Source organism: Lederbergia graminis (assembly GCF_042655485.1).
GTDB classification, from domain to species: Bacteria; Bacillota; Bacilli; order Bacillales; family Bacillaceae_C; genus Lederbergia; species Lederbergia graminis.
The window spans coordinates 33,116-54,792 of sequence record NZ_JBHSMC010000045.1 but is presented as its reverse complement, the minus strand read 5'-3'; the positions used below and the strand labels follow the sequence as shown (position 1 = coordinate 54,792).

The window sequence follows — 21,677 nt, the reverse complement described above, 5'->3', positions numbered from 1 at the left end:
TTTTTGATTCATAAATTTAGTAAACGAAGACTTTTCAATAGCTAATAAAAAAAGAAACCCTGAAAGGCAATGTTCCCTTCGCCTTGTGGGTTTCCTTTTAATAATAAAATTTTTATACTGGAACAGTTAACTCTAATAAGCGTTTTGCCGCAACTTTCACATCGTCCAATCCTGTAGCGATAATTTCTTGCGCTTTATAAGGCATAGCACTGTTACCTTCGATAATTACTTCATCGATAATTTCCATCCCGAATATGCCTCCACATACATTGTGCATATAGTTAACAGCCATTTCCATTCGAGATGCATCTGGATTTGAGTAAACACCACCACGAGCATTTAAGAAAATTACTTTCTTATCCGTCATTAGTGGAATCAAGTTGCTTTCCGCATCATATTTAAAGGAAAATCCTGCAGCATAAAGTTTCCTATCAAAGTGTCTATTGGGACTTTATCTCAGGGATGGGATGGTAGAACAAAATCTCGGAATCTCTATTTTTTCCGTCGCAAAAAAAAGTGGATCACCAACACATAAAAGCCATTCCTATCAAAAGCCCAGCCATCATCTGGAAACTAGGAATCATATACCAAAAAAAACAAATGCAAAACCCACGCAGCAAAACAAATGTTCCACTACATAAAATACAGTGCCAGGCACCGGCACGATTCAGAATAGTTTCGAAGTTGTGTGGGTGCCAGGCACCCAATTAAAGTTCGGCAGTATATATGGGCCACCACCAGAACTTTGCTCCTTGGCATGTAACGAATCTATCAAACCATAATTCAAAACTCATTTCTAAGGGCTTTGCGTCTTCAAATTGTTCAATATGACCTTTCCAAAAGAGGTAATTCTTCTTATTTTGTGATACTAGTTTTGAATTAATCACTAAATTATCTTGATAAATATAGGCAATATCATAGCATCCTTCAAATTCATCATATAGGTTATGATTGTATTCAATTATTTGATCTAAACTATAAAGTTCAATTTCGCCGCCATAATTTATATCATCAAATAGTCGACATCCATTGCTTATCTTTAGAAATTCTATATAATCATCAGGTAATAGGAAACCCGTTTGTTTTTCAAAATTTGAAATATCTAAATCACTTGCAGGTGGATGGAAAGTACAAGTTGCATTGAATACATGTCCTTCCTCTGTTTGAACGTTGATTACATTACTATTCTCATTCAATCTCTTTCTTAAAGAATACAAGGTCCGCTTAACTATACTTCCATCGTAAACCATATACTAACTCTCCCTTTGTGAGGATAATTGTATAAACTATTCGACGTATAGAAGGAATTATCCTCTCTTTGGTGCCAGGCACCAACACAATTCAGAATAGTTTCGGAGATGTTTGGGTGCCAGGCACCGGCACGATTCAGAATAGTTCCGAAGTTGTGTGGGTGCCAGGCACCCACACAAAGGCACCCACACAAAAACACCCACACAACTCCAAACACATCTCCACCTACATTTGAAAAATTGTCATATGTTACATGATTCATTGTGGCTTTTAGGAGGTATAATGTGAGTAAGTGATGTTGTTGAAGGGATTCGTATCATAAAGTTTGTTCAATGTTTCACTAACCACTAACCACTAATCACTAATTAGTAGTTTTAAAGGAGGAGGGATCTCGCTTGTTTTTTGATGATCCGGTTTTATCTAGTCGTCTATTAACATTACTTACGCTTTCGTTCCATATCATTTATGCGACGATCGGGGTCGGCGTACCGCTTATGATTATGATTGCGCAATGGATTGGAATAAAGAAAAATGATGATCATTATATATTGATGGCTCGCCGTTGGGCACGTGGGTTTGTCGTTACTGTTGCAGTTGGGGTTGTAACGGGAACAGCAATGGGGCTACAACTGTCCTTACTATGGCCTAATTTCATGGAGCTTGCAGGTAACATTATTGCGTTACCACTATTTATGGAAGTCTTTGCTTTCTTCTTTGAAGCGATTTTCTTAGGAATTTACGTTTACACGTGGGATCGATTCGAAGATCAGCGTAAACACTTCTTATTATTAATACCAGTTGCATTAGGTGCAGCTGCTTCCGCGTTATTTATTACGATCGTCAACTCCTTTATGAATTCACCAGAAGGATTCGACATCATCAATGGACAGCTTGCGAATGCAAATCCAATTGCGGCGATGTTTACTGCTTCCATGCCGACGAAAGTGTCACACGTTATCGCAACAGCCTTTATGACAGCTGCATTTATGCTTGCATCTATCGCGGCTTTCAAATTAATCAAAGGCTCAAACCATGTGTACCATAAAAAGGCACTTCATTTAACAATGAAAATTGGTCTTGTATTCTCGATTGCTGCAGCGTTAATTGGTGACTTCTCTGGTAAATATTTAGCAGAGCATCAACCAGAAAAATTAGCAGCTGCAGAATGGCATTTTGTTACAGAAGAAGGGGCACCTTTGCTTTTATATGGTATTTTAGATGAAAATAATGAGGCACAATATGCAATTAAAATTCCGCTTGCCTTAAGTATTTTAGCGCATGGTTTACCAAATGCGGAGGTAACTGGTTTAGATCAATTCCCGAAAGAGGAAATTCCGCCACTCATTATCCATTACTTCTTCGATGTGATGGTGACAATCGGTGGTTTAATGATACTTCTAGCGCTAGCCTATGTTATCGGTACAAAACGAGGCTGGAATTTTGTCAAAGCAAAATGGTATCGTTGGTTAATTGTGCTTAGTGGACCTCTATCGTTTCTTGCCATTGAAGCTGGTTGGTGGATGGCCGAAGTTGGTCGTCAGCCGTGGATTTTACGAGGCATTATGACAGTTGAAGAGGCGGCAACAACAAGTGATCATGTTGGCTTAATGTTCGTCCTATTTGCCATCCTCTACTTAATTTTAGGTATAGGAACTGTCGTTGTGCTCCGCCGTATCTTTAAAAATAGTCCAGTAGAACGTGAACTGGAACAATTATCATCACAAGGTGGTGAGCGACAATGAATTTAGAGATTCTAGGAATTTCAGTACTTTGGACGTTCCTGTTCGGTTACGTTCTGCTTGGTGCCATTGACTTTGGAGCAGGATTTTTCAATGCGTACGGTATTTTGACGGGTAAACAACGTATTTTATCAAAAGTAATTCAGCGTTACCTGTCGCCTGTTTGGGAAGTGACGAATGTGTTTTTCGTCTTCTTCTTTGTTGGTATCGTTGGATTTTTCCCGAAAAGCGCGTTCTACTATGGAACGATTCTGCTTGTGCCAGCGAGTATCGCGATTATCTTAATGGTTATTCGTGGTTCATACTACGCTTTTGAAGCATATGGAACAAAGGGACATAAAGGCTATGCATTTATGTATGGGATCTCAGGTATATTGATTCCCGCTTCCCTGGCGATCGTGCTTGCGATTGCCCAAGGTGGCTTTGTTTCCATGGTCGATGGTAAACCTGTGCTAGATTATTGGGAGCTGTTCACTAATCCGTTACCGTGGAGCGTCGTCGTCTTAGCAATTGTCGCTGTTCTTTATATATCTGCCGTATTCCTTACTTGGTACGCAAATAAAGCAGGGGACAATGCAGCATCCGAATTGATGCGAAAATATGCGTTAGTATGGGCACTGCCACTTATTATTGCTGCAGGAGGAATCATCTACGAATTAAGCTTCCACAATGAGAAGTTGTTTGATCAAATTCTAGATTTATGGTGGATGTTTGGAATCTCCGCGTTACTATGGGTCGGAACCGTTTGGCTCATTTGGAACCGAAAAAAATACGGACTTGCGGTATGGTTATTAGTCGGTCAGTTCGCATTTGCATTCTATGCATACGGAATCTCGCACTACCCGTATTTGCTCTATCCATATTTAACGATTCACGAAGGGTTTACTAACCCTGCAATGGCACAAGCACTTGTCGTCGTCTTTATTCTCGGCTTCGTCTTGCTTGTTCCATCGATTTATCTATTACTGAAACTAATCCTCTTTGATAAAAATTATATAAAAGGTAAAACAGAGAAATTATAAGGGGGATTTAGCAATATGAATAACTTTCTAATAACAGGTGCACCTTTTATCGTATTGATTCTCGCGACTGCAGCAGCATTCTTCATGGCGTCAGATGATAAAGATGTATCCGATAAAAAATAAATAGAGGAAAAGACCAAATCGATCATGGTTTGGTCTTTTTTTCTATGAAGAATTAATAAAAAATTCAAAAATATGTGATACAATTTTTAAAAATAACATTGATTCTTATTCAACTAGTGAAGCAGGATTAGGGGAACATGTGATTAAAGCATTAAGAGGGGGGTTAGATTTGGAGAGTTTAGAAATTGTAAGAAAGTTTTATGATGAAACAGTTGCGTATGAATGGGAGCGACTCGAACGCCACAAAGTAGAATTTGAGATAACCAAACGCTATTTGAATCGGTATATAAAACCCGGAGATAAAGTGTTAGATCTTGGCGGTGGACCTGGAAGGTATTCTTTATACCTTGCTGAACTTGGTTGTGATGTAACGTTAGCAGACTTATCTGAAAGAAATGTTGAATTTGCATTGAATAAAGCAAGTGAACTAGGACTTGATCTTAAAGGATTTCAAGTGGATGCGCGTGATTTATCTATTATTGAAGATAATAGCTTTGATTACATTCTTTGTATGGGACCAATGTATCACCTGAAAAGTGAAGAAGATAGGGCTAAAACGATAATAGAATGTCTGAAAAAATTAAAGCCAAATGGTATTATTTTCGTAGCTTTTATTTCTTCGTATTCATTTGTATGGGATTATCTGATTCGGAACCCACAATTCATTATGGATAGTGAAAGGAAGCCTGAGCTAAATAAAATTGTGGAAGGAACAAACTTTGCAGGCAAGGGGTTTTCGGATAACTTTTACATAGCTCCTAAAAATGTACTTCCGTTTTTCGAACAATTTAAGCTTGAAAAACTTCACTTACTAAATAGTGAAAGCTTCTTATACCTGCGTGAACCAGAATTACTTAGGCAGGAACCAGAAGTAATAAATGCCTGGTTAGATTTGGCCGAGCAGGTGTGTGAACATGAAGATCTACTTAGTATGGCTGAACACATCATGTATATTGGAAAAAAGGTTAAATAAATTTTCAATAAACGGTTGCAATTGCTCCAGTAGAGCAGTTGCTTTTTTACTAAACGTACACGGTGAAATGAGTTAATTATATTCGTGAATATTCAATGAAGAGTTATGTTTTCGAAAGATTGGAGATGGTCCAAATAGCTACCCTTCATTTAATGGTTGGTCTTCCTTGCAGTGGTAAAACAACCCTTGCACGTGAACTTGAAAGAAAATATTCGGCGCTGCGTCTAACTCCTGATGAATGGCATATCCGTTTATTCGGTCAGGATTATGGTGAGAACATGACGGAATCAACTGAAGCAAAACACGATGCGAGGCATGATACAGTTGAATCTCTTATGTGGGACCTTGCAGCGAGAGTTTTAGTTCTCAATGTCGATGTTATTCTCGATTTTGGCTGTTGGGTGCGTAGTCAAAGAGACGAATTCCGTGCAAGAGCAAAGGAACTAGGAGCTGAATTTAAAATTCATTTTCTCGATGTTTCTGAAGCGGAATTGTTGGAACGTCTTCAGACGAGAAATAAACAGAAAACCGACACGACATTTTATATTCCGGAAGCTAAACTCAAAGAGTGGATACAAATCTTTGAGCCGCCAACTGCAGAAGAGCTTAAATAAACTACAACAACGATTGGAGGTTTTTTCTATGAGAAAAATTTGTAAAGCCACTCCTGATCATGTGGAAGGAATTGCAAAAGTTTGTACAGAAGCAAATTGGGCTACGTACAGTGAAATTTACTCTAAAGAATATATCGAGAATGTAATAAAGGAATATTACACGAAGGAAAGAATATTAAAAGAGGTTTCACATTCTTCCAAGGAATGGGGAGGTTATTTTGTTGCCTTGGACAATGATGCGGTAGTCGGTGCTGCTGGAGGTGGGATGATAAGTGATGCCTCCGGTGAACTGTTTGTACTTTATATCGATCCTGATAGAAGGAACGAGGGAATAGGCACTCAACTACTTCATGCGATAACCATTCAACAAAAAGAATATGGCGCTACAGAACAATGGGTTTCTGTTCAAAAAGGAAATCACAAAGGAATTCCATTTTATGAAGCGAGAGGTTTCCTATTCCAATATGAACAAGAAGGATACAGTACGAATGATGGCGAGCATTATATTACCTTAAGGTATAAACGCGATATATAAGCTTTTTTATAAAATTTAAGAAGAAGGTGTGAGTGAAGATGATCAAAGGAATAGGAGGTATATTTTGGAAAACGAAAAATCTGGATGTGACCAAAAAATGGTACAGTGAAGTGTTAAAGCTTGAAATAGACGATTGGAATGGAACTATCATAAAACCCCACTCAGAAAATGAAACTATTTTTTCATTCTTTACCGAAAATGACAATTATTTTCCAATAGACCAACAAGTAATGTTAAATTTTCAAGTACATCATTTAGAAGAGACCATCGAGCACCTTGAACAAGTTGGCGTACCTCTTGTGAAGGAAAAAGAAGTTAGTGAGTTTGGACAGTTTATTTGGATTGAAGATCCAGATGGTCGATTAATCGAGTTATGGGAAAAATGTAAGTAGAAATCATAGCATAAGTTCTCTGCATTATAAGGGTTCAGTACTTATGAAAGGGCTCGTTCTTGGTCATATTAGATATGTAGAATGATAGATGATACATAATTGAAAGTTTTTAAACTCGCTCGCTTTACAAAGGAGAATAGACATGTCGGTTACGATTCAGGAAGAAATGCAAGACCTATATAAAACATTAATAAACGCATGGAATGAACGTGATGCAGAGGGGATGGCGGCATTATTTTCGGATAAAGGAGTACAAATTGGTTTTGATGGAAGTATTGTCGTTGGAAAAGCGGAGATTTTAGCGCATCTAAAACCAATCTTTGCAGATCATCCTACTGCTCCATTTGTTACAAAGGTTAAATCAATACGACTTTTAGGAACAGATACAGCAATACTACATGCGATTGCAGGAATGATTCCACCAGGAAAGTCAGATATTGAACCAAAAGTAAATGCACACCAAACACTAGTCGGATTAAAAAAAGATAACATTTTACAAATTGAACTTTTTCAAAATACTCCTGCACAGTTTCATGGAAGGCCTGAATTAGTGGAAGAAATGTCAGAGGAGCTAAGGCAATTACTTTAGTTTGAAAATGGAGGAAATGTTATTATAGCTTAAGGGCTTGGAGTTACAATGTAAAAGGGAGAATTATCTTGAATAAAAATAATCAACGAGTTTATAAGATGAGTTTCGCAGGAGTCTATCCTCATTATGTGACGAAGGCAGAGAAAAAGGGGCGTACAAAAGAAGAGGTGGATGAAATTATCCGCTGGCTGACAGGCTATAGCCAAGAGGAATTGGAAGCAATAATAGAAAATAAGACGAACTTTGAGACTTTCTTTGGGGAAGCTCCTCAACTGAACAGTGCACGCTCCTTAATTAAAGGTGTCATTTGTGGCGTTCGTGTGGAAGAGATTGAAGAACCACTAATGCGTGAAATTCGCTATATGGACAAGCTAATTGACGAATTAGCAAGAGGAAAAGCGATGGAGAAAATTTTACGGAAATAATACGGAGGGTAACATGACTACTCAACTAATTGTAAAAGATGAAATTCTAATCGAAGCAGCACCGTCCAAAGTTTGGGAGGTGTTAATCAACCCTAAATATGTTGCCCAGTGGGATGAACTACCGGAAGATTATCCTAGTGAAAATATGCGTGAGGGAAGTAAAGTCGTTTGGGAGAATCCTAACGGAGGAGAAACAATTACTACTATCATAAAAGCAGAAGAAATGAAAGAATTAGTAATTGCATTATATTTATCGAACTGGAAAGTGCAACCGAATGTAGGGGATGTAGCTTACCGCTATGTGTTAGAGGAAGTTAATGGTGGAACAGTATTGAAAATCGAGATAGGTGATTTTTCACTCCTTGAAAAAGGACAAGACTACTACGATGCGTCCGTAGAATTTGCTTCTGATTCCAAACAAGTGATAAAACAACTAGCAGAAAGCTTATAGTGTAGGACCGAAATGCAAGTGAATACTTGCATTTTTTTTTCGCATAATGTTGGTAAAATATGTATAATGTATGGTAATAGCAAAATGCCTTTTCGAAAGGGGGGCAGATGATGCGAAAGTACATAGGTCGTCTCATTATTTTTGTCTGCACTCTAAAGTGGATAATTCCCTTTTTATGTAAAATAAATATAAGCGAAAATACGATGATAAACCCGAGTAGCTCCATGTTAACTCCTTTACTTTTAACTGGAAATGTCTATTTTACTAGTAGCAGTCTTCATCATATCCAGTATGTGTTCACGTAAGTCTCCCTCAATAGGGGTGTTTTGGCTTTGTAAATAACGAATCATAAAGAATCCATCTGACGCAAGCATACTTAAAATTAATTCGTGTTGTAATTCAGAATTCACTTCGAATTTCATTTCAATGATTGAATAATGTTGCTCCTGCACCAGAACATTACTATATTCCACATCGTTCCCATGAATAAATTCTTGTGTATGATCTGCAATCGAATCGGCGGCCATTTCTTGAAAATAATCAAAGGTTAATTTGGCAGAAGTTCGATATGCATAAAGTTCCTGTTCCGGATAAAAGCCAATAAATTCACTGTCGCTGTATGTAAGGTAGGTAGCAGGCTTAAAATGATTTAATTGAATGACATCGATAAACCGTTTCATATTTTCATAGTACATGGCGTCTTTTGGTACAACTGCTTTTTCACCAGGCAAAATATTCCCTGCTATATCTAAAAACAATTCACTATATCTGTTGTATTTCATAATCCAAATCTTTTTATCTTCTACCTTCAACTGCACATAGTAGCTAGAAATATTGTTTGGGTTTGTACCATTTTCATCCTCTTCATTCACACATGTATACATATGCTTTCGTGTATATGTAAAGGTTGCTTCTGTCTCACTCATAAGTAATATGTCAAAATAAAGAATCTCTGAGGAAATATCGTAGATTTGAAAATTCATCATCAAAACAAAGTGGTTAAGAAAGGAAATATGACGATGGTCGGGATGAAACATCTCCGTCAACTTGTCGATATCCTTCTCCATATAGGTTGTTTCCAGCTTCTGCACTAATTTCTGAATTACTTGTTCATCTATTTTTGGCTTGCGTCTAAAGAACATCTACCTATACCTCTTGAGAGAAAACTAGTCTAGTAAAACTACACGTATACACAATACCATAAATGCTGAAAATGAAAACGGGCATAAAGCACTGCACTTACAACTCAAAAAGGACAGTATAAACTTATTAATAGAAATAATTTTAAATATGCTATTAATGAATAACAGACAAAAAGAATTGTAATAAAATAAAGGAATAGACTACCGCAAAGGGGGATTTGATGAATAAAAAGAGATTGTTATTATATGCGTTTATGACAATCATTATTGCGACAGGTTGGTTTGCTTATGAAAAAACCACCGATGATACTTATGAGGGAATGTCGATTATTCCCGAGAAACAGAAGGATATTCCTTTATTTGAGGGGTTAAAGCCAACTAACCATGAATATCTGATAGCTGGAAATCAATCAGAGAATATCTATACATTTTATAAGCATACACTTCCAACCCTAGGGTGGAAATTGGAAGATGAGCAGACAGAGTTGAATGATAACGAGTGGACTGGATTTAATTCACAATGGAGAAAAGAAGACTTTAACGGTGAGTTATGGATTTCAGGAAATTATAATCAATTTGATAAAAAAACAGAAGTGATTTTTGATAAGATTCCTATTCATACATCTACAGTATGGATCGAAGGGGTACCAGAAAACATATGTATTTATAAGAGCTTAAACGAGGAAGAATGTATTATTATAAAAGACGACCCTAAGATTACACAGATCAAAACAATCATTAATAAGGCAATTGATGCGAACATAAAAAAGATACCAAAACGAGAAAAAATTAGCATGATTGATTTTGGTAATATAGATATAAAAGTTTATTATGAAAATGATAAAGAAGTTTATTTCCAATCAGCAAATGGGATTAAATTAATGAAACCAGAACCCGAGTTTTTTGAGCTGATAAATTCGCCTAATTCTTGATCATTATTTCATGTGATTTGCTAAAGGGAATTAAAAGGTGAGTAGTCAAATCAAAAATACGGATGAAGACTGCCTTCAGCAATTCGGCCCGCAAAAAAGTCTGTGAGTACCCATGTCACAGGCTTTTTTGCATTGACTTCCAATTATCTATCAAACTGTTCTGAAGGACATCAAACGAAATACTATTAAAAATCTCTTACCCTTTCACTCAGTTCAAATTCCCCATTTAATGGATTGAATTTATACACAACGGGCTGATCGTCAACAGTTAAGTAAATGTAATAAAGGTGATTTGTAGTTTTTAAAAATGATTCTTTCCCTATCCCTACTTTATCCTCTCTATACGGTGGTTGAAGCACTTCTACAGACTTACCTAATAGAGCGTCAGATTGTTCAACTTTTGCAATTGCTTCATCATATGTATATTCTGGGAGATTTAAATAATAGTAGATGCCAAACACGCTATAAATAATAAGGGATGCTATGAAGATGAGAATCAACTTTTTAATTTTACTTATTTTTAACAATAAAAATATAACTACCATACAAAGGATGATAGCAACACTACTAGCAGTGTGAAAATCAGAAGTATTGAGGATGTTCAAGAACTTTTTATTTGGAATTGTATAGATTAAAGGAATCAAAAGTACTACAACTATTAAATATAAAACCGTCAAAAAAGTTAATTTTTTATCTTTTAACATACTGTTCCTCCCTTTTGGAAAAAACTTAATGGAACAAAAGCAGTTTCCACCGAGTCTATATTTATTACTTCAATTTTTGCTGGTTTTGGGTTAGGTAGGTATTTACTAGGAGTTTATTAGGAATCTAGGTGTATTACCTGAATTTCAGGTAATAAATGGGTGATATTAATATGTAGAGTATAGTGGGGTTAATTATTACTATTTATAAAATAAGAAGTTCAATAATTAATCTTTGTTAACACCACCTCAGTTAAATTATATGAACAATCATAATAATGATTATATTTATTGAAAATTGTTGTGTCAATAAAGGCGATGGATCTTTGATTTGATTTTTCATTAATATTCATATGTTTATATTCAAATAGAATGTCTGCTAGGTAGTGCTATCGATGTTCAAAGATGGGAACAATGAGCTTTCAAGAAGTATTTAGTGTCATGTGAAGCTAGACTTGTATCTTCATAGCACATCTAAAACAGACGTAGGAATGTCATTTTCTATAACGCTTTTAATGAACTCAGTATATGGCTTTAATACTAAACTACCCTTTATATCAGTTTTGTTAATCTCAAAACTATCACTTTCAAAATAATCTTCAGATATATCCATTTGCTCCACAAATTTTTTGGTGTATTTAATTATGTTGTCAAAATTTCTATTACACTTATTAATTACATATATTAAATTTCTTTTCTCCATTTTTTCGGGATTATTATAAATAACAACATATCCTATTACTTCGATAGATCTACCATCCCAATATTCATCGAAGTTATCCGAATTATTTATCCCTTGAATAAAAAAGAATTCAATATATTTATTTGAAAATAAACGACTGAAAGAATAGCTTTCAAATTCAGACATAAGTAATTTTCTCCCTATTTCCATCAAATGATGGTTAATGTTAAGTGACTAGGAAAAGTATTCATCTTAAACAGACCTATATATATCATCAGGATTTCGAATGTTTATCGGTTTAGTTGATGAATAGGGCTGCTCAAATCTATTGGACATTTCAAATGAGTCTTGCCGTTCAAACGTCTAATAGAACGGTGCTAATGGACATTTCACCACAAGATCCCATCCGAAATGTCCAATAGAGCAGTACTATAAGACCTTTCATCACAAAATTCCATCCGAAATGTCTAATAGAACCGCTCTATCACCATTTCACATCAAACTCTCACTACATAAACACGCTCTGTTCAATTTGCTTCATTTTATAGAAGTAGCCTTGTTGTTGCATGAGTTCATTGAATGTACCTGCTTCGATGATTTTTCCATGGTCGATGACGATGATTTGGTCCATTTTTTCTATGCCAGTGAGACGATGGCTAACGAGGACGAGGGTGTCGTCTTTTGCTAACTCAAATAACTGTTCATAAATCTTTTTTTCTGTGATGGCGTCTAGGGATGATGTTGGTTCATCTAATAGCCATAGCTTAGCTTTTTTCAACATTGTACGAGCAATTGCTAGTCTTTGTTTTTCCCCACCAGAGAGGTTTTCGCCTTTTTCTAACACTTGGTCAGATAATGAAAAATGGCTAAGTTGTACATTTGCTAATACTGCTTCCATTTCCTCATCGCTTACTTGTTCATTAGCAAGCAATAAATTATCGCGAATTGTGCCATAGAAGAAATGATTTGCTTGTAGCACCACATTCGTGTTTTCCCAAATACTTTCGTCCGTTAGCGAATCAATCGAATGACCGTTGATTGTTATCTCACCATGATCTACACTGTACATTTTTAACAATAACTGCAAGAGAGTTGATTTTCCAGAACCACTAGGGCCAACAATCGCTGTTTTTGTACCTTTTTCTAACGTCACATTAATATTTTCAAGCGTGAGACGAGTTTCGTCTGGATAAGTAAACGAAACATCCTTGAACTGAATTGCTGGACCAGAATCCAGTCCAGATAGTTTTTCTAAAGGCTTTTCCTTCTGCAACGGAACTGAATCAACTACCCCTTGGAGCCTAGCCGCAGCTTGGCGACTATCTTCTAAATGACTTGGAAAAACAGCCATTGTTTTCGTATTTTCAAACGCAGTTAACGAAACCATTAACAGCATCGCCAAGAAAAGACCATCCAGCTTGCCGTCCGTAACTAAGTAAGCGCCAATCGCTAACACTGCCCATGACACGAGCAGGGAGACAAATGTGTTCACAGATTCCCCGAATAAAAGGTGGATACCATTGCGTTCGTGGTCACGATTATACGTATCCACGGATTGATGGAGCTCCGTTTCTTTTGCATCTAGTTGCTGATAGATTTTTAAATCACGGAATCCATATAAAAACTCTGTTGCATCCGTTGATAAGGCACCCCGACTTTCGCGTACATGGGAATCAATTTTACGTTGCCCTATTGCGAAACATGCCGGTACGACGATGATCGTTAGCATTAAACCAATAAATAACACGACGGCAATTTCCATCGAAAATATGATTGTAAATAGAATCGTACTTAATAACACCAACATTAATACGATTGGTGGATAAAATACGCGTAAGAAGAAATTCTGTAATGTTTCGACATCCCCTACAATCCGTGAAAGGAGGTCGCCACTACGGAACTTCTGAAAAATTCTCGGTGAGCGTGGTTCTAATTTTTCATAAAAAGAAACACGCAAATTACTTAACATCGTGAATGTAGCGCGATGCGAATATAAGCGTTCTCCGTACCTACTTAGAGCGGAAATAATCCCTAATAGCTTTACAGATGCTACTATAATCATCAGCGTATAAATAGGAGGTACGAGTGCTGCTTTGGAAATGAGATAACCACTTGCAGAGAAGAGCGCGACAGCCGTAATTCCGGCAATAAATCCACAAAGAATCGAAAGGTAAATATCCTTTTTTTCTTGTAAAAGCACCTTAATGATAGACTTCATTATTCGTCCCTCCCTTGCTGGATAGACACCATTTCACGATAGGCTGGTACAGATGCAATTAATTCATCATGTGTGCCTGTAGCTAACAGTTCTCCTTGCTCTAAAAATAAGATTTTATCCGCATTTTTGATGGTGTGGAGGCGATGTGCAACCGTAATGACTGTTGCTGTTTTCGCTAATTCCATCATGGCTGCTTGCAAAATCTGCTCCGTTTCGAGGTCGAGCCCAGTTGTTGGCTCGTCGAATAGAATAACGGATGGGTTTTTCAGGAATGCTCTTGCAAGTGCAATACGTTGTTTTTCCCCGCCAGAAATTCCTCTTCCTGCTTCTCCAATAGGAGTATCCAACCCATGTTCAAGTGTAGCAATCAATGGTAAAAGTCCCGCTTTTTCCGCTGCTTGCTCGATTTCTGAGCGTGTCGCTTTTTCCGTGCGTCCAATCGCTATATTTTCCGCCATTATTCCGGAAAAAAGGTACGGGTGTTGCGAAATATAACTTAATTGATCAAACCAAGCTTGTTCGCGAATAGTGGAACGCTCACGTCCGTTAATCAACATTTGACCTTCTGATAAAGGGACAAGGCCAGCGAGCATGAGTAATAAAGTCGACTTCCCAGCCCCGGTTTTCCCAACAATGGCAATTTGTTCATACGGCTGCATATTAATATTGATATTTTTCAAAGTAAATTTTGAACTTCCATAACTAAAACTTGCTGCTTTTAACTCGATACTTGGTGGAGTGTTTTTCTCTAAATTTGTTTCTCCCCAATCCACCTTCGTTTCTTCTTCCGAAAGCTCTTTTTCCAACTTCTTCGCTGCGCCCATACTGCCTCGACCTGTGTGGAAGGCACTACCGAGATCCTTTAATTTTGTATAAAATTCAGGTGCGAGCACTAACATGAAGAAAGCGGTGAAGAAGTCGATGTTTTGGTAAATGATTAAACGAATCGCTAATTCCATCGCGATTAATCCCATACTTAACATGGAAATAAACTCTAACGCTAAAGAATTATTGAACGCGATTTTCAATACTTGCATCGTTGCTTCGCGAAATTCTAAACTACTTTTCTTTATCGCTTCTTTTTGCTGACGAGCGCGTCCGAATAATTTTAGTGTTGTAATTCCTTGTAATGTATCTAAGAACGTACCTGAAAAAGCAGCCATTTTATCCAATTGTTCCTCTGATTTGTCCTTCGTTTTAAAACCAATGACAATCATGTAAATAGGAATAAATGGAGCAGTTATTAAAATAATGATCGCCGTTGCAATATGTTGAGTAGAAATGACGATTAATAGAATGATTGGAATAATGGTGGCTTGTATGAGCTGTGGCATATAACTGCTGAAATAACTATCGATTTCATCAACCGTATCCATTAACACACTCACTTTTTGTCCAGATTGACCACGAAGAGATGCTTGTAGTGGATTTCTGGAGTATCGCTGTAACAAGCTTTTTCGTAAATCACCTTTTACTTTCGCCGCCATTTTGACTCCTGTTCTCCCGCTTAAAAAATGAAAAGCAGCACGAGCAAATAGAATGGCAAGCAATGTATATAAAAACGGGGCTATATCCGTAAACGTTGCTTCTTGTAGAAAAACTTGGTCGACTATGGAAACAATTAAGTAACCTTGAGCTACAATAACTGCACCAGAAAGAACTGCCATCATAATGAGCAGGATTACCTTTCCTCTCTGTTCAAAAGCTAACTCTTTCAAACTCATAGCACCTCAACACTCCCTTCAACACATAGTGAAGTACTTCACATAATTATACCTCATAACGAAACGAGAGTAAAACAAGGAACAGCGTGGGAAAGTACGGTTGAAATGGGATATTTAGGGGACATGGGGTCAAGGGGACATGGGGTCAGGAACCTTGTCCCGGCAATTTCAGAGGGACATGGAGTCAGACACCCTCGTCCCACCCAATTTCAATAATTACTAGAATGCACTTTGTTCTATTAAACTTTTTAAAGTGATTTCCAAGTAAATTTCCAAATTCACCAGCATGTAGTTACGTATTGATGTTAAAATTGTTTTAAATGTCAAGAGACGGAAGAATTTGGGACAGTGTTCCTGACCCCTTGTCCCAGGAGAGGTGAAGCAAATGAACATTCTTAATTTCGAAGAATTTGTAAGCGAGAAGGTAAAAGAGAGAGGCTATGATTATTATGCTTCGGGTAGTATTGTGGAGAAATATGTAGGTGCAGATGAGTATTTATTAGTTGTAAATGGTAGTGATCGCTATGAGGTTGTCGTGAAGCTGGGAGAGAATGGGGAAATTATTTCTTCGAATTGTGATTGTCCATATGATTATGGTCCTATTTGTAAGCACCAGGTGGCAGCATTTTATGAATTACTTGAAGATATCCACGGGATTAAGCAAGAGGTGAAGAAGATTGGAAAGAAAAGTGGAAAGAAGATTGAAAAGAAGATTGAATTAATAGATGTGTTACGAGAACTATCAAAAGAAGAATTAATTACAGTTATCCTCGAACTAGCTGAAAAAGATGAGGTATTGGAAAGTAATCTTGTTTATAAATATTCCAAACATGACTATGAGGACGAAATAAAGCACTGTAAAAAAGCGATAAAGGAAGTAGTACGTGCCCATAAAGGAAGACAAGGTTTTATTCATTATCGTGATGTGTTTGATTATGTACGTGATATGGAAGCGATATTGGAGAAAGCGAGTAAGACGTCTAATCATAATGTAGCCGTTGCCATACCATTATTAGTACTAGAAGAAGCGATTAAAGCTTTCCAGTATGCAGATGATTCCTCCGGTTCAATTGGCTTTTTAGTCCGTGGAGCAATAAAAGAGCTAAGTGAAATCGCCATATATGCAGAGGATTATGAACTAGAGCAAAGAGCAGAGATTTTTGATGCGATTTTACGTCAATGTGATCGTCCTATTTTCAAAGGGTGGGAAGAATTTTCTATTGAATTGCTTTCAGTTTGTATAGAATTTGCCGACGTACCAACACTTAGAGCAAGACTGCAGGATAAAGTGAATACACTCCTTCTTACAGCTGCGGATAATCGCTATCATAAGGAACAATTACTTGAGATTCTATTTGATATATTGAATGAAAATGGTACATCGGAAGAAGTGGAAGCTTTTTTGAAAGAGAATCTACAATATTCTTCGTTTAGAGAAAAGTTTATCCAACAGCAACTTAGAGAGGGGAATTATCAAAAGGCATTAGAGCTTGCGGTCGAAGGTGAATCACAAGATGAAAAGTTACGGGGGCTAGTACTGCAATGGAAAGCGTATCGGTATAAAGCCTATAAAGGACTCGGATATAAAGAAGACCAGGTGAAGTTGGCAAAAGAACTATTGTTTGCTGGTAAATTTGACTATTATGTAGAGTTGAAAGAATTATGTGCTAAGGATGACCCTAATTTTTACGAGGATTTAAAGCGGGAAATGAAGAAAAATATAAGCAGCTGGCACGTGGAGTCTACATATTTGCTAGTGATAGAAGCAGAAAAAGATTTGGAAGCAATGCTCGATTATGTGATGGAAAAACCAGATAATATTGAACGATATAAAGATAAATTAATAGAGGAATACAGGGTTGAGGTTATTGAAATATATACGAAGTTCGTACAAGGGTTAGCTAGTTCCGCTACCAATCGAAAAGATTATAAATTAGTTTGTAAAAAATTAAAAGACTATCTATATATCGCCGGAAAAGAAAAACAAGAAGCACTAAAAGAAGAATTTAAAACCCTCTATAACCGAAAACCAGCATTCATCGATGAATTGGGTAAATTATAGGGACAAGGGGTCAGGAACCTTGTCCCATCTTTTCAATTGGGACATGGGGTCAGGAACCTCGTCCCACTATTTTAATGAACGTTGGGACGAGGAACCTGACCCTGTGTCCCACAAAGGAGAGGGATATTATTATGAGTTCTGTAAATGAATGGAATCCTGATTTGTATGATGACAAGATGGGGTATGTTTCTAGCTTTGGTAAGGGTGTTGTGGAATTGCTTCAACCAACTAAGGGTGAGAAGATTTTAGATATTGGTTGTGGTACAGGGGACCTTACATATGAAATTTCTAAGTCTGGTGCCAATGTTACAGGAATGGATTTTTCAAAGGACATGATTGAACAGGCGAAGAAAAAATATCCAGGTATTCAATTTCTTATTGGAGATGCGGAGTTGTTTAGAACGGATACGAAATATGATGCTATTTTTTCAAATGCAGCTCTTCATTGGATGAAAAATGCTGAGAAGGTAGTCGAATCTATTAATGTAACATTACGATCTGGTGGTAGATTCGTTGCTGAATTTGGGGGAAGGGGAAATGTTCAAACTTTGATTAATGGAATTTCTGAGGTGCTATGGGAAGACTATGAGATCCATGCAGAAGAAAGAAATCCTTGGTATTTCCCAAGTATAGGTGAATATAGCATGCTATTAGAAAATCATGGGTTTCACGTTATATATGCCCACCATTTTGAACGGCCTACCCAATTACCTGATGGAGAAAATGGAATAATCCACTTTTTAGAAAGCTTTACCGGGGACTTCTTCCAAGGGTTTTCTCCAGAAGAAAAACACTCTATGTATGCAAAAGTTAAACATAAAATCCAACCTCACCTGTTTAAAAACGGAAAATGGGAAGTGGACTATAAACGAATCCGAATAGTTGCGATTAAGGATTAGGGACAAGGGGTCAGGAACCTCGTCCCAAAGACGGTATCAGTAACCCCAATCCAAAAACAAACCAGGGCAGGATCCTACATGCCTGCCCTGGTTTCTCCTATAAGTATTCCTCCACAATCCTTTTCACCCGCTCAATTCCTGCCCACATATCACCCGGTCCGTCATAAATTATATTAATCGGTCCATCATAGTTGACAGCTTGTAGAAGGTCGAGACATTTGCGGAACTCTGCTTCCTCTGGCATTCCATCCCCATCATAATTAGGTTTTGCATGGACAGATGTACTATAAGGAAGAATCTTGGCGAGTTCTTCATATTTTGTACTTCCAGTAAAATTACCAAAGTCCGCGATAAGTGCTACTTTTTGATTACTATTTTCCACGATGTGAAGGCAATTTTCGGCTGTGGATGCAAGTGATCGGAAGTTTTCAGTCACTACACGGACATTTCGTTCTTCCGCATACTGCGCAAGTGAATTAAAATGCTCGGATACTCGTACTAATGCACTTGTGTCATCAGGTGACGCATCACCAGCAATGATTCTAATTTGCTTCGCCCCAACGGTACTAGCGATATCAATCCACTCTTTTATAAATTGAATATCAGCTTGAGTTCGATCCTCATCTGTGGATGAAATATCACTATAATCTAATAAAAGAGTATGTAGGGTGATGCTTGCTTCCTTTAGTGCGGTTCGTAATTGTTGTAAGTAATTTGCATTAGTATGTGGAAAGTGAAAATGGCAGATTTCTACTGTTTGAAATCCTTTTGCAGCGAGAACTGCTGGTAACTCCAACAGTGTGGTTGTTTCCGCTTGTTCTTCTATATTCGTAACATGCTGTTTTTCCTGATTATCCCACTCCGTCCAACGCAGAGGACCTAGATTTCGATGTAAGCTCCATGTACTGACAGACAAATAAGACATTCGCATTCCTCCTTAAAAATACTTCCTTTAAAAAGAATTCGCTCTCGAAAGGGAAAACCCCTTCTTTTAAAAAGAAGGGGTAGGGGATACGGGGGCAGCAACTTCGGTCGATTAGGGACATAGTAGGGTCAGCTCCCTAGGTCGATGTGTAACTAGGACAGTGAACCTGACCCCGTGTCCCATCCCGAAAGTGGGACAGTGAACCTGACCCCGTGTCCCATCCCGAAAGTGGGACATTGAACCTGACCCCATGTCCCACTACACTTTAAATTTTCTCATTAGGTCTTGTAGTTCTTCGGCTTGTTGTGTTAGCGCATAAGAGGAGGAGGTGATTTCCTCCATTGTTGCTAATTGTTCTTCGGTGGAGGCGGACATGCTTTGTGTACTAGTAGCGGTTACCTCCGATATGTCAGCTAGTGTGTTCATATTGTTTATCATTTCGTTCGCATGTTCTGTTAGCTGTTGAACAGCTCCAGCAACTTCTTGAATTTGACTCGTTACTCCCTGGATTCCATGTTCAATCTGTTCGAAAGATTCCCCTGTCTCTTGTATAAAATGAATGCCGTTGGCCACCTTACTTGTCGTATCATGCATCGATTGAACTGTTCCCTCTGTTTCAGTAGTAATGTTACTAATAAGGGACGTAATTTGTTTTGCCGACACAGAGGATTGCTCCGCTAGTTTGCGCACTTGCTCTGCTACGACCGCAAATCCTTGCCCATGCTCACCGGCCCTTGCTGCTTCAATGGCTGCATTTAAGGCTAATAGGTTTGTCTGCTCCGCTATCCCAGTAATAACCGTAATAATATCTTGGATTTGATTCGATTTCTCTCCTAAAGATTGAATTTTTCCAGAGAGATTCTGCACGGTGTTATTTATGTCATCCATGTAATTTGTAATATGGTGGATGGATATAGTACCATCAACTGCTTTGTTTGCAGCATGAACAGATGATTGGGACACTATTTCGGAACTAGCTGCGATTTTATTCACAAGTGTCGACAATTCTTTAATTGTTTGATGTGTATTTTGAATACTCATCACTTGTTGATCGCTTCCTGCCGCAACTTCCTGCACATTTGCTACAATTTGTTCGGTAGCTTTTGTCGTTTCTTCTGAACTAGCGGCTAACTGTTCCGAAGCAGCCGCAACGTGCTCGCCATGTACAACGATATGTTGAATCAACGAACGTAGCTTTGCAAGCATCGCGTTAAAAGAAGCCGCGATTTCTCCCAATTCATCTTTCGTTTTAATTGTAATGGACTGGGTAAGGTCACTTTCGCCTTCAGCAATCTCCTTCAAGCGTGTATTCATCATAGCGATTGGTCTATTAATCGAACGTATGATAAGGAGAGAGAATGTGACACCGAGGATAATCGAAATAGCAATCACTAAATAGAGGATTGCAGTACTAAATTTCTCTGTCTCTTGTAGGGAAATTTCCTTTTCCTCGATCGTTTTCGAGACCTCATCAATGAATGTATGTATAGTAGGATCTACTAATTCTTTACGAATATCTCTTTGTTCTTCCATGTGTATATGTAAGGCTTGTTCAGTTTTATCAGCTTTTAGCATTTGTTTATTCTTATTAAAATACGTTTGCAGACTCTCACTAATGTTATGTATAGAGTTTTTACTTGAATTATCAAGCTGTACGTTTTTCAATTCAGTTAAGTGTTGCTCAATATCGGTAATTTTCTCTTGTAGCCCTGTTGCAAATTCTTTATCCCCGGTAAGGAGAAATCCTCTTTCATCATTTGAAATTCCAGTAAAACGATATTGTATTGTCTTCATCGTTAATTGTACGGTGCGGTACTTTTCCATTTCACTAAATGCTTTCTCTGTTTCTTTGAATAGATAAATTGCCAAGCCTCCAGAAATAAGTAATGCAATGACAAAAATCCCAACGACTAATCCGAGCTTTGTTCTAATCTTCATTTACTTTCCCCCTCTAAAACAACGTAGACATTATAGCACAATAGTAACGAACGCCGACTTATTTTTATTTTGTTAACAAGTGGGCGATGAACGTAATTCCAAATCTGAGAAAATGCCTATATTAGAAAAAGGGACATGGGGTCAGAGGTACATGGGGTCAGCAACCATGTCCCATTCGGACCATTTTAAAGTTGGGACGATGATCCTGACCCTATGTCCCATTTGGGGTCAGCAACCTCGGTCCAATTTAAAATTGGGACAATGAACCTGACCCCATGTCCCAGGGACAATGAATCTGACCCTATGACCCATTTGGACCAATTTGGGACGATGAACCTGA

The 21,677-nt window shown here is 37.7% G+C and carries 21 protein-coding genes and 1 pseudogene; 13 read left to right on the top strand and 9 right to left on the bottom strand.

The features are described from left to right. Nucleotides 1-112 precede the first annotated feature (112 nt). Nucleotides 113-409, bottom strand: a pseudogene (locus ACFPM4_RS20130) (NAD(P)H-dependent oxidoreductase); the annotation flags it as partial. A gap of 298 nt (nucleotides 410-707) precedes the next feature. Next, on the bottom strand, nucleotides 708-1,217 hold the full coding sequence (locus tag ACFPM4_RS20125) for an SMI1/KNR4 family protein (RefSeq protein ID WP_382355845.1): 510 nt from the start codon (nucleotides 1,215-1,217) through the stop codon (nucleotides 708-710). Nucleotides 1,218-1,646: 429 nt separating this feature from the next. Here ACFPM4_RS20125 and ACFPM4_RS20120 point away from each other — a divergent pair, with 429 nt between their 5' ends. From ACFPM4_RS20120 to ACFPM4_RS20075, 10 genes are all read left to right on the top strand, one after another. Beyond that, entirely contained in the window at nucleotides 1,647-2,993 is a 1,347-nt protein-coding gene (locus ACFPM4_RS20120) for a cytochrome ubiquinol oxidase subunit I (RefSeq protein WP_144929142.1), read from the top strand. Beyond that, nucleotides 2,990-4,012 carry a cytochrome d ubiquinol oxidase subunit II gene (locus tag ACFPM4_RS20115; RefSeq protein WP_382355841.1) on the top strand — a complete coding sequence of 341 codons (1,023 nt, stop codon included), beginning with the start codon at nucleotides 2,990-2,992 and terminating at the stop codon, nucleotides 4,010-4,012. The genes ACFPM4_RS20120 and ACFPM4_RS20115 overlap by 4 nt, the downstream gene beginning before the upstream one ends. A gap of 15 nt (nucleotides 4,013-4,027) precedes the next feature. Then, the gene (gene cydS / locus ACFPM4_RS20110) at nucleotides 4,028-4,135 is read left to right on the top strand and encodes a cytochrome bd oxidase small subunit CydS family protein (protein ID WP_382355838.1); all 108 of its coding nucleotides are present in this window, start codon (nucleotides 4,028-4,030) and stop codon (nucleotides 4,133-4,135) included. Nucleotides 4,136-4,304: 169 nt separating this feature from the next. Beyond that, complete coding sequence (locus tag ACFPM4_RS20105; protein ID WP_382355835.1) at nucleotides 4,305-5,108, top strand: class I SAM-dependent methyltransferase; 804 nt, start codon at nucleotides 4,305-4,307, stop codon at nucleotides 5,106-5,108. A gap of 95 nt (nucleotides 5,109-5,203) precedes the next feature. Then, the gene (locus tag ACFPM4_RS20100) at nucleotides 5,204-5,722 is read left to right on the top strand and encodes a P-loop nucleotide/nucleoside kinase family protein (RefSeq protein WP_382355832.1); all 519 of its coding nucleotides are present in this window, start codon (nucleotides 5,204-5,206) and stop codon (nucleotides 5,720-5,722) included. A gap of 28 nt (nucleotides 5,723-5,750) precedes the next feature. Next, complete coding sequence (locus ACFPM4_RS20095) at nucleotides 5,751-6,257, top strand: GNAT family N-acetyltransferase (protein ID WP_382355829.1); 507 nt, start codon at nucleotides 5,751-5,753, stop codon at nucleotides 6,255-6,257. 38 nt (nucleotides 6,258-6,295) lie between these two features. Beyond that, complete coding sequence (locus ACFPM4_RS20090) at nucleotides 6,296-6,649, top strand: VOC family protein (RefSeq protein WP_382355869.1); 354 nt, start codon at nucleotides 6,296-6,298, stop codon at nucleotides 6,647-6,649. A gap of 142 nt (nucleotides 6,650-6,791) precedes the next feature. Beyond that, a complete protein-coding gene (locus ACFPM4_RS20085; RefSeq protein WP_382355826.1) occupies nucleotides 6,792-7,238 on the top strand; it encodes an SgcJ/EcaC family oxidoreductase in 447 nt (148 codons plus the stop codon). 98 nt (nucleotides 7,239-7,336) lie between these two features. Beyond that, the gene (locus ACFPM4_RS20080; protein ID WP_382355866.1) at nucleotides 7,337-7,663 is read left to right on the top strand and encodes a DUF2200 domain-containing protein; all 327 of its coding nucleotides are present in this window, start codon (nucleotides 7,337-7,339) and stop codon (nucleotides 7,661-7,663) included. A gap of 13 nt (nucleotides 7,664-7,676) precedes the next feature. Further along, nucleotides 7,677-8,114 (top strand): SRPBCC family protein, encoded by a 438-nt coding sequence (locus tag ACFPM4_RS20075; RefSeq protein ID WP_382355823.1) that lies wholly within the window; start codon nucleotides 7,677-7,679, stop codon nucleotides 8,112-8,114. A gap of 242 nt (nucleotides 8,115-8,356) precedes the next feature. Here ACFPM4_RS20075 and ACFPM4_RS20070 read toward each other — a convergent pair whose 3' ends face one another. Next, nucleotides 8,357-9,256: a hypothetical protein gene (locus ACFPM4_RS20070; protein WP_382355820.1), complete on the bottom strand. Its 900-nt coding sequence runs from the start codon at nucleotides 9,254-9,256 to the stop codon at nucleotides 8,357-8,359. Nucleotides 9,257-9,477: 221 nt separating this feature from the next. On the opposite strand from ACFPM4_RS20070, the gene ACFPM4_RS20065 reads away from it, so the two are divergent. Further along, complete coding sequence (locus ACFPM4_RS20065) at nucleotides 9,478-10,188, top strand: hypothetical protein (RefSeq protein ID WP_382355817.1); 711 nt, start codon at nucleotides 9,478-9,480, stop codon at nucleotides 10,186-10,188. Nucleotides 10,189-10,373: 185 nt separating this feature from the next. On the opposite strand, the gene ACFPM4_RS20060 is transcribed toward ACFPM4_RS20065, so the two are convergent. The 4 genes from ACFPM4_RS20060 to cydD all read right to left on the bottom strand — a co-directional run bounded on the left by ACFPM4_RS20060 (nucleotide 10,374) and on the right by cydD (nucleotide 15,513). Next, nucleotides 10,374-10,892, bottom strand: coding sequence for a hypothetical protein (locus ACFPM4_RS20060; RefSeq protein WP_382355814.1), 519 nt, complete (start codon nucleotides 10,890-10,892; stop codon nucleotides 10,374-10,376). Between the two features lie 460 nt (nucleotides 10,893-11,352). Next, a complete protein-coding gene (locus ACFPM4_RS20055) occupies nucleotides 11,353-11,757 on the bottom strand; it encodes a hypothetical protein (RefSeq protein ID WP_382355811.1) in 405 nt (134 codons plus the stop codon). Between the two features lie 322 nt (nucleotides 11,758-12,079). Further along, nucleotides 12,080-13,789 carry a thiol reductant ABC exporter subunit CydC gene (cydC, locus tag ACFPM4_RS20050; RefSeq protein WP_382355808.1) on the bottom strand — a complete coding sequence of 570 codons (1,710 nt, stop codon included), beginning with the start codon at nucleotides 13,787-13,789 and terminating at the stop codon, nucleotides 12,080-12,082. Next, entirely contained in the window at nucleotides 13,789-15,513 is a 1,725-nt protein-coding gene (gene cydD, locus ACFPM4_RS20045) for a thiol reductant ABC exporter subunit CydD (RefSeq protein ID WP_382355805.1), read from the bottom strand. The genes cydC and cydD overlap by 1 nt, the downstream gene beginning before the upstream one ends. Before the next feature lie 385 nt (nucleotides 15,514-15,898). Between cydD and ACFPM4_RS20040 the strand changes: the two genes are divergently transcribed. Further along, complete coding sequence (locus ACFPM4_RS20040) at nucleotides 15,899-17,575, top strand: SWIM zinc finger family protein (RefSeq protein WP_382355802.1); 1,677 nt, start codon at nucleotides 15,899-15,901, stop codon at nucleotides 17,573-17,575. 131 nt (nucleotides 17,576-17,706) lie between these two features. Further along, nucleotides 17,707-18,474 carry a class I SAM-dependent methyltransferase gene (locus ACFPM4_RS20035; protein WP_382355799.1) on the top strand — a complete coding sequence of 256 codons (768 nt, stop codon included), beginning with the start codon at nucleotides 17,707-17,709 and terminating at the stop codon, nucleotides 18,472-18,474. A 97-nt stretch (nucleotides 18,475-18,571) separates the two neighbouring features. Here the strand turns inward: ACFPM4_RS20035 and ACFPM4_RS20030 are convergent, their stop codons facing one another. Beyond that, nucleotides 18,572-19,399, bottom strand: coding sequence for a sugar phosphate isomerase/epimerase family protein (locus ACFPM4_RS20030; RefSeq protein WP_382355796.1), 828 nt, complete (start codon nucleotides 19,397-19,399; stop codon nucleotides 18,572-18,574). Nucleotides 19,400-19,657: 258 nt separating this feature from the next. Next, on the bottom strand, nucleotides 19,658-21,337 hold the full coding sequence (locus ACFPM4_RS20025; protein ID WP_382355793.1) for a methyl-accepting chemotaxis protein: 1,680 nt from the start codon (nucleotides 21,335-21,337) through the stop codon (nucleotides 19,658-19,660). Nucleotides 21,338-21,677: the final 340 nt, after the last annotated feature.

Coding starts and splice junctions, on each gene's coding strand:
- ACFPM4_RS20085 (WP_382355826.1), top strand. CDS start 6,792: ATGTCGGTTACGATTCAGGAAGAAATGCAAGACCTATATAAAACATTA.
- ACFPM4_RS20030 (WP_382355796.1), bottom strand. CDS start 19,399: ATGTCTTATTTGTCTGTCAGTACATGGAGCTTACATCGAAATCTAGGT.
- ACFPM4_RS20055 (WP_382355811.1), bottom strand. CDS start 11,757: ATGTCTGAATTTGAAAGCTATTCTTTCAGTCGTTTATTTTCAAATAAA.
- ACFPM4_RS20040 (WP_382355802.1), top strand. CDS start 15,899: ATGAACATTCTTAATTTCGAAGAATTTGTAAGCGAGAAGGTAAAAGAG.
- cydS (WP_382355838.1), top strand. CDS start 4,028: ATGAATAACTTTCTAATAACAGGTGCACCTTTTATCGTATTGATTCTC.
- cydC (WP_382355808.1), bottom strand. CDS start 13,789: ATGAAGTCTATCATTAAGGTGCTTTTACAAGAAAAAAAGGATATTTAC.
- ACFPM4_RS20070 (WP_382355820.1), bottom strand. CDS start 9,256: ATGTTCTTTAGACGCAAGCCAAAAATAGATGAACAAGTAATTCAGAAA.
- cydD (WP_382355805.1), bottom strand. CDS start 15,513: ATGAGTTTGAAAGAGTTAGCTTTTGAACAGAGAGGAAAGGTAATCCTG.
- ACFPM4_RS20065 (WP_382355817.1), top strand. CDS start 9,478: ATGAATAAAAAGAGATTGTTATTATATGCGTTTATGACAATCATTATT.
- ACFPM4_RS20035 (WP_382355799.1), top strand. CDS start 17,707: ATGAGTTCTGTAAATGAATGGAATCCTGATTTGTATGATGACAAGATG.
- ACFPM4_RS20095 (WP_382355829.1), top strand. CDS start 5,751: ATGAGAAAAATTTGTAAAGCCACTCCTGATCATGTGGAAGGAATTGCA.
- ACFPM4_RS20060 (WP_382355814.1), bottom strand. CDS start 10,892: ATGTTAAAAGATAAAAAATTAACTTTTTTGACGGTTTTATATTTAATA.
- ACFPM4_RS20025 (WP_382355793.1), bottom strand. CDS start 21,337: ATGAAGATTAGAACAAAGCTCGGATTAGTCGTTGGGATTTTTGTCATT.
- ACFPM4_RS20075 (WP_382355823.1), top strand. CDS start 7,677: ATGACTACTCAACTAATTGTAAAAGATGAAATTCTAATCGAAGCAGCA.
- ACFPM4_RS20080 (WP_382355866.1), top strand. CDS start 7,337: ATGAGTTTCGCAGGAGTCTATCCTCATTATGTGACGAAGGCAGAGAAA.
- ACFPM4_RS20090 (WP_382355869.1), top strand. CDS start 6,296: ATGATCAAAGGAATAGGAGGTATATTTTGGAAAACGAAAAATCTGGAT.
- ACFPM4_RS20115 (WP_382355841.1), top strand. CDS start 2,990: ATGAATTTAGAGATTCTAGGAATTTCAGTACTTTGGACGTTCCTGTTC.
- ACFPM4_RS20100 (WP_382355832.1), top strand. CDS start 5,204: ATGAAGAGTTATGTTTTCGAAAGATTGGAGATGGTCCAAATAGCTACC.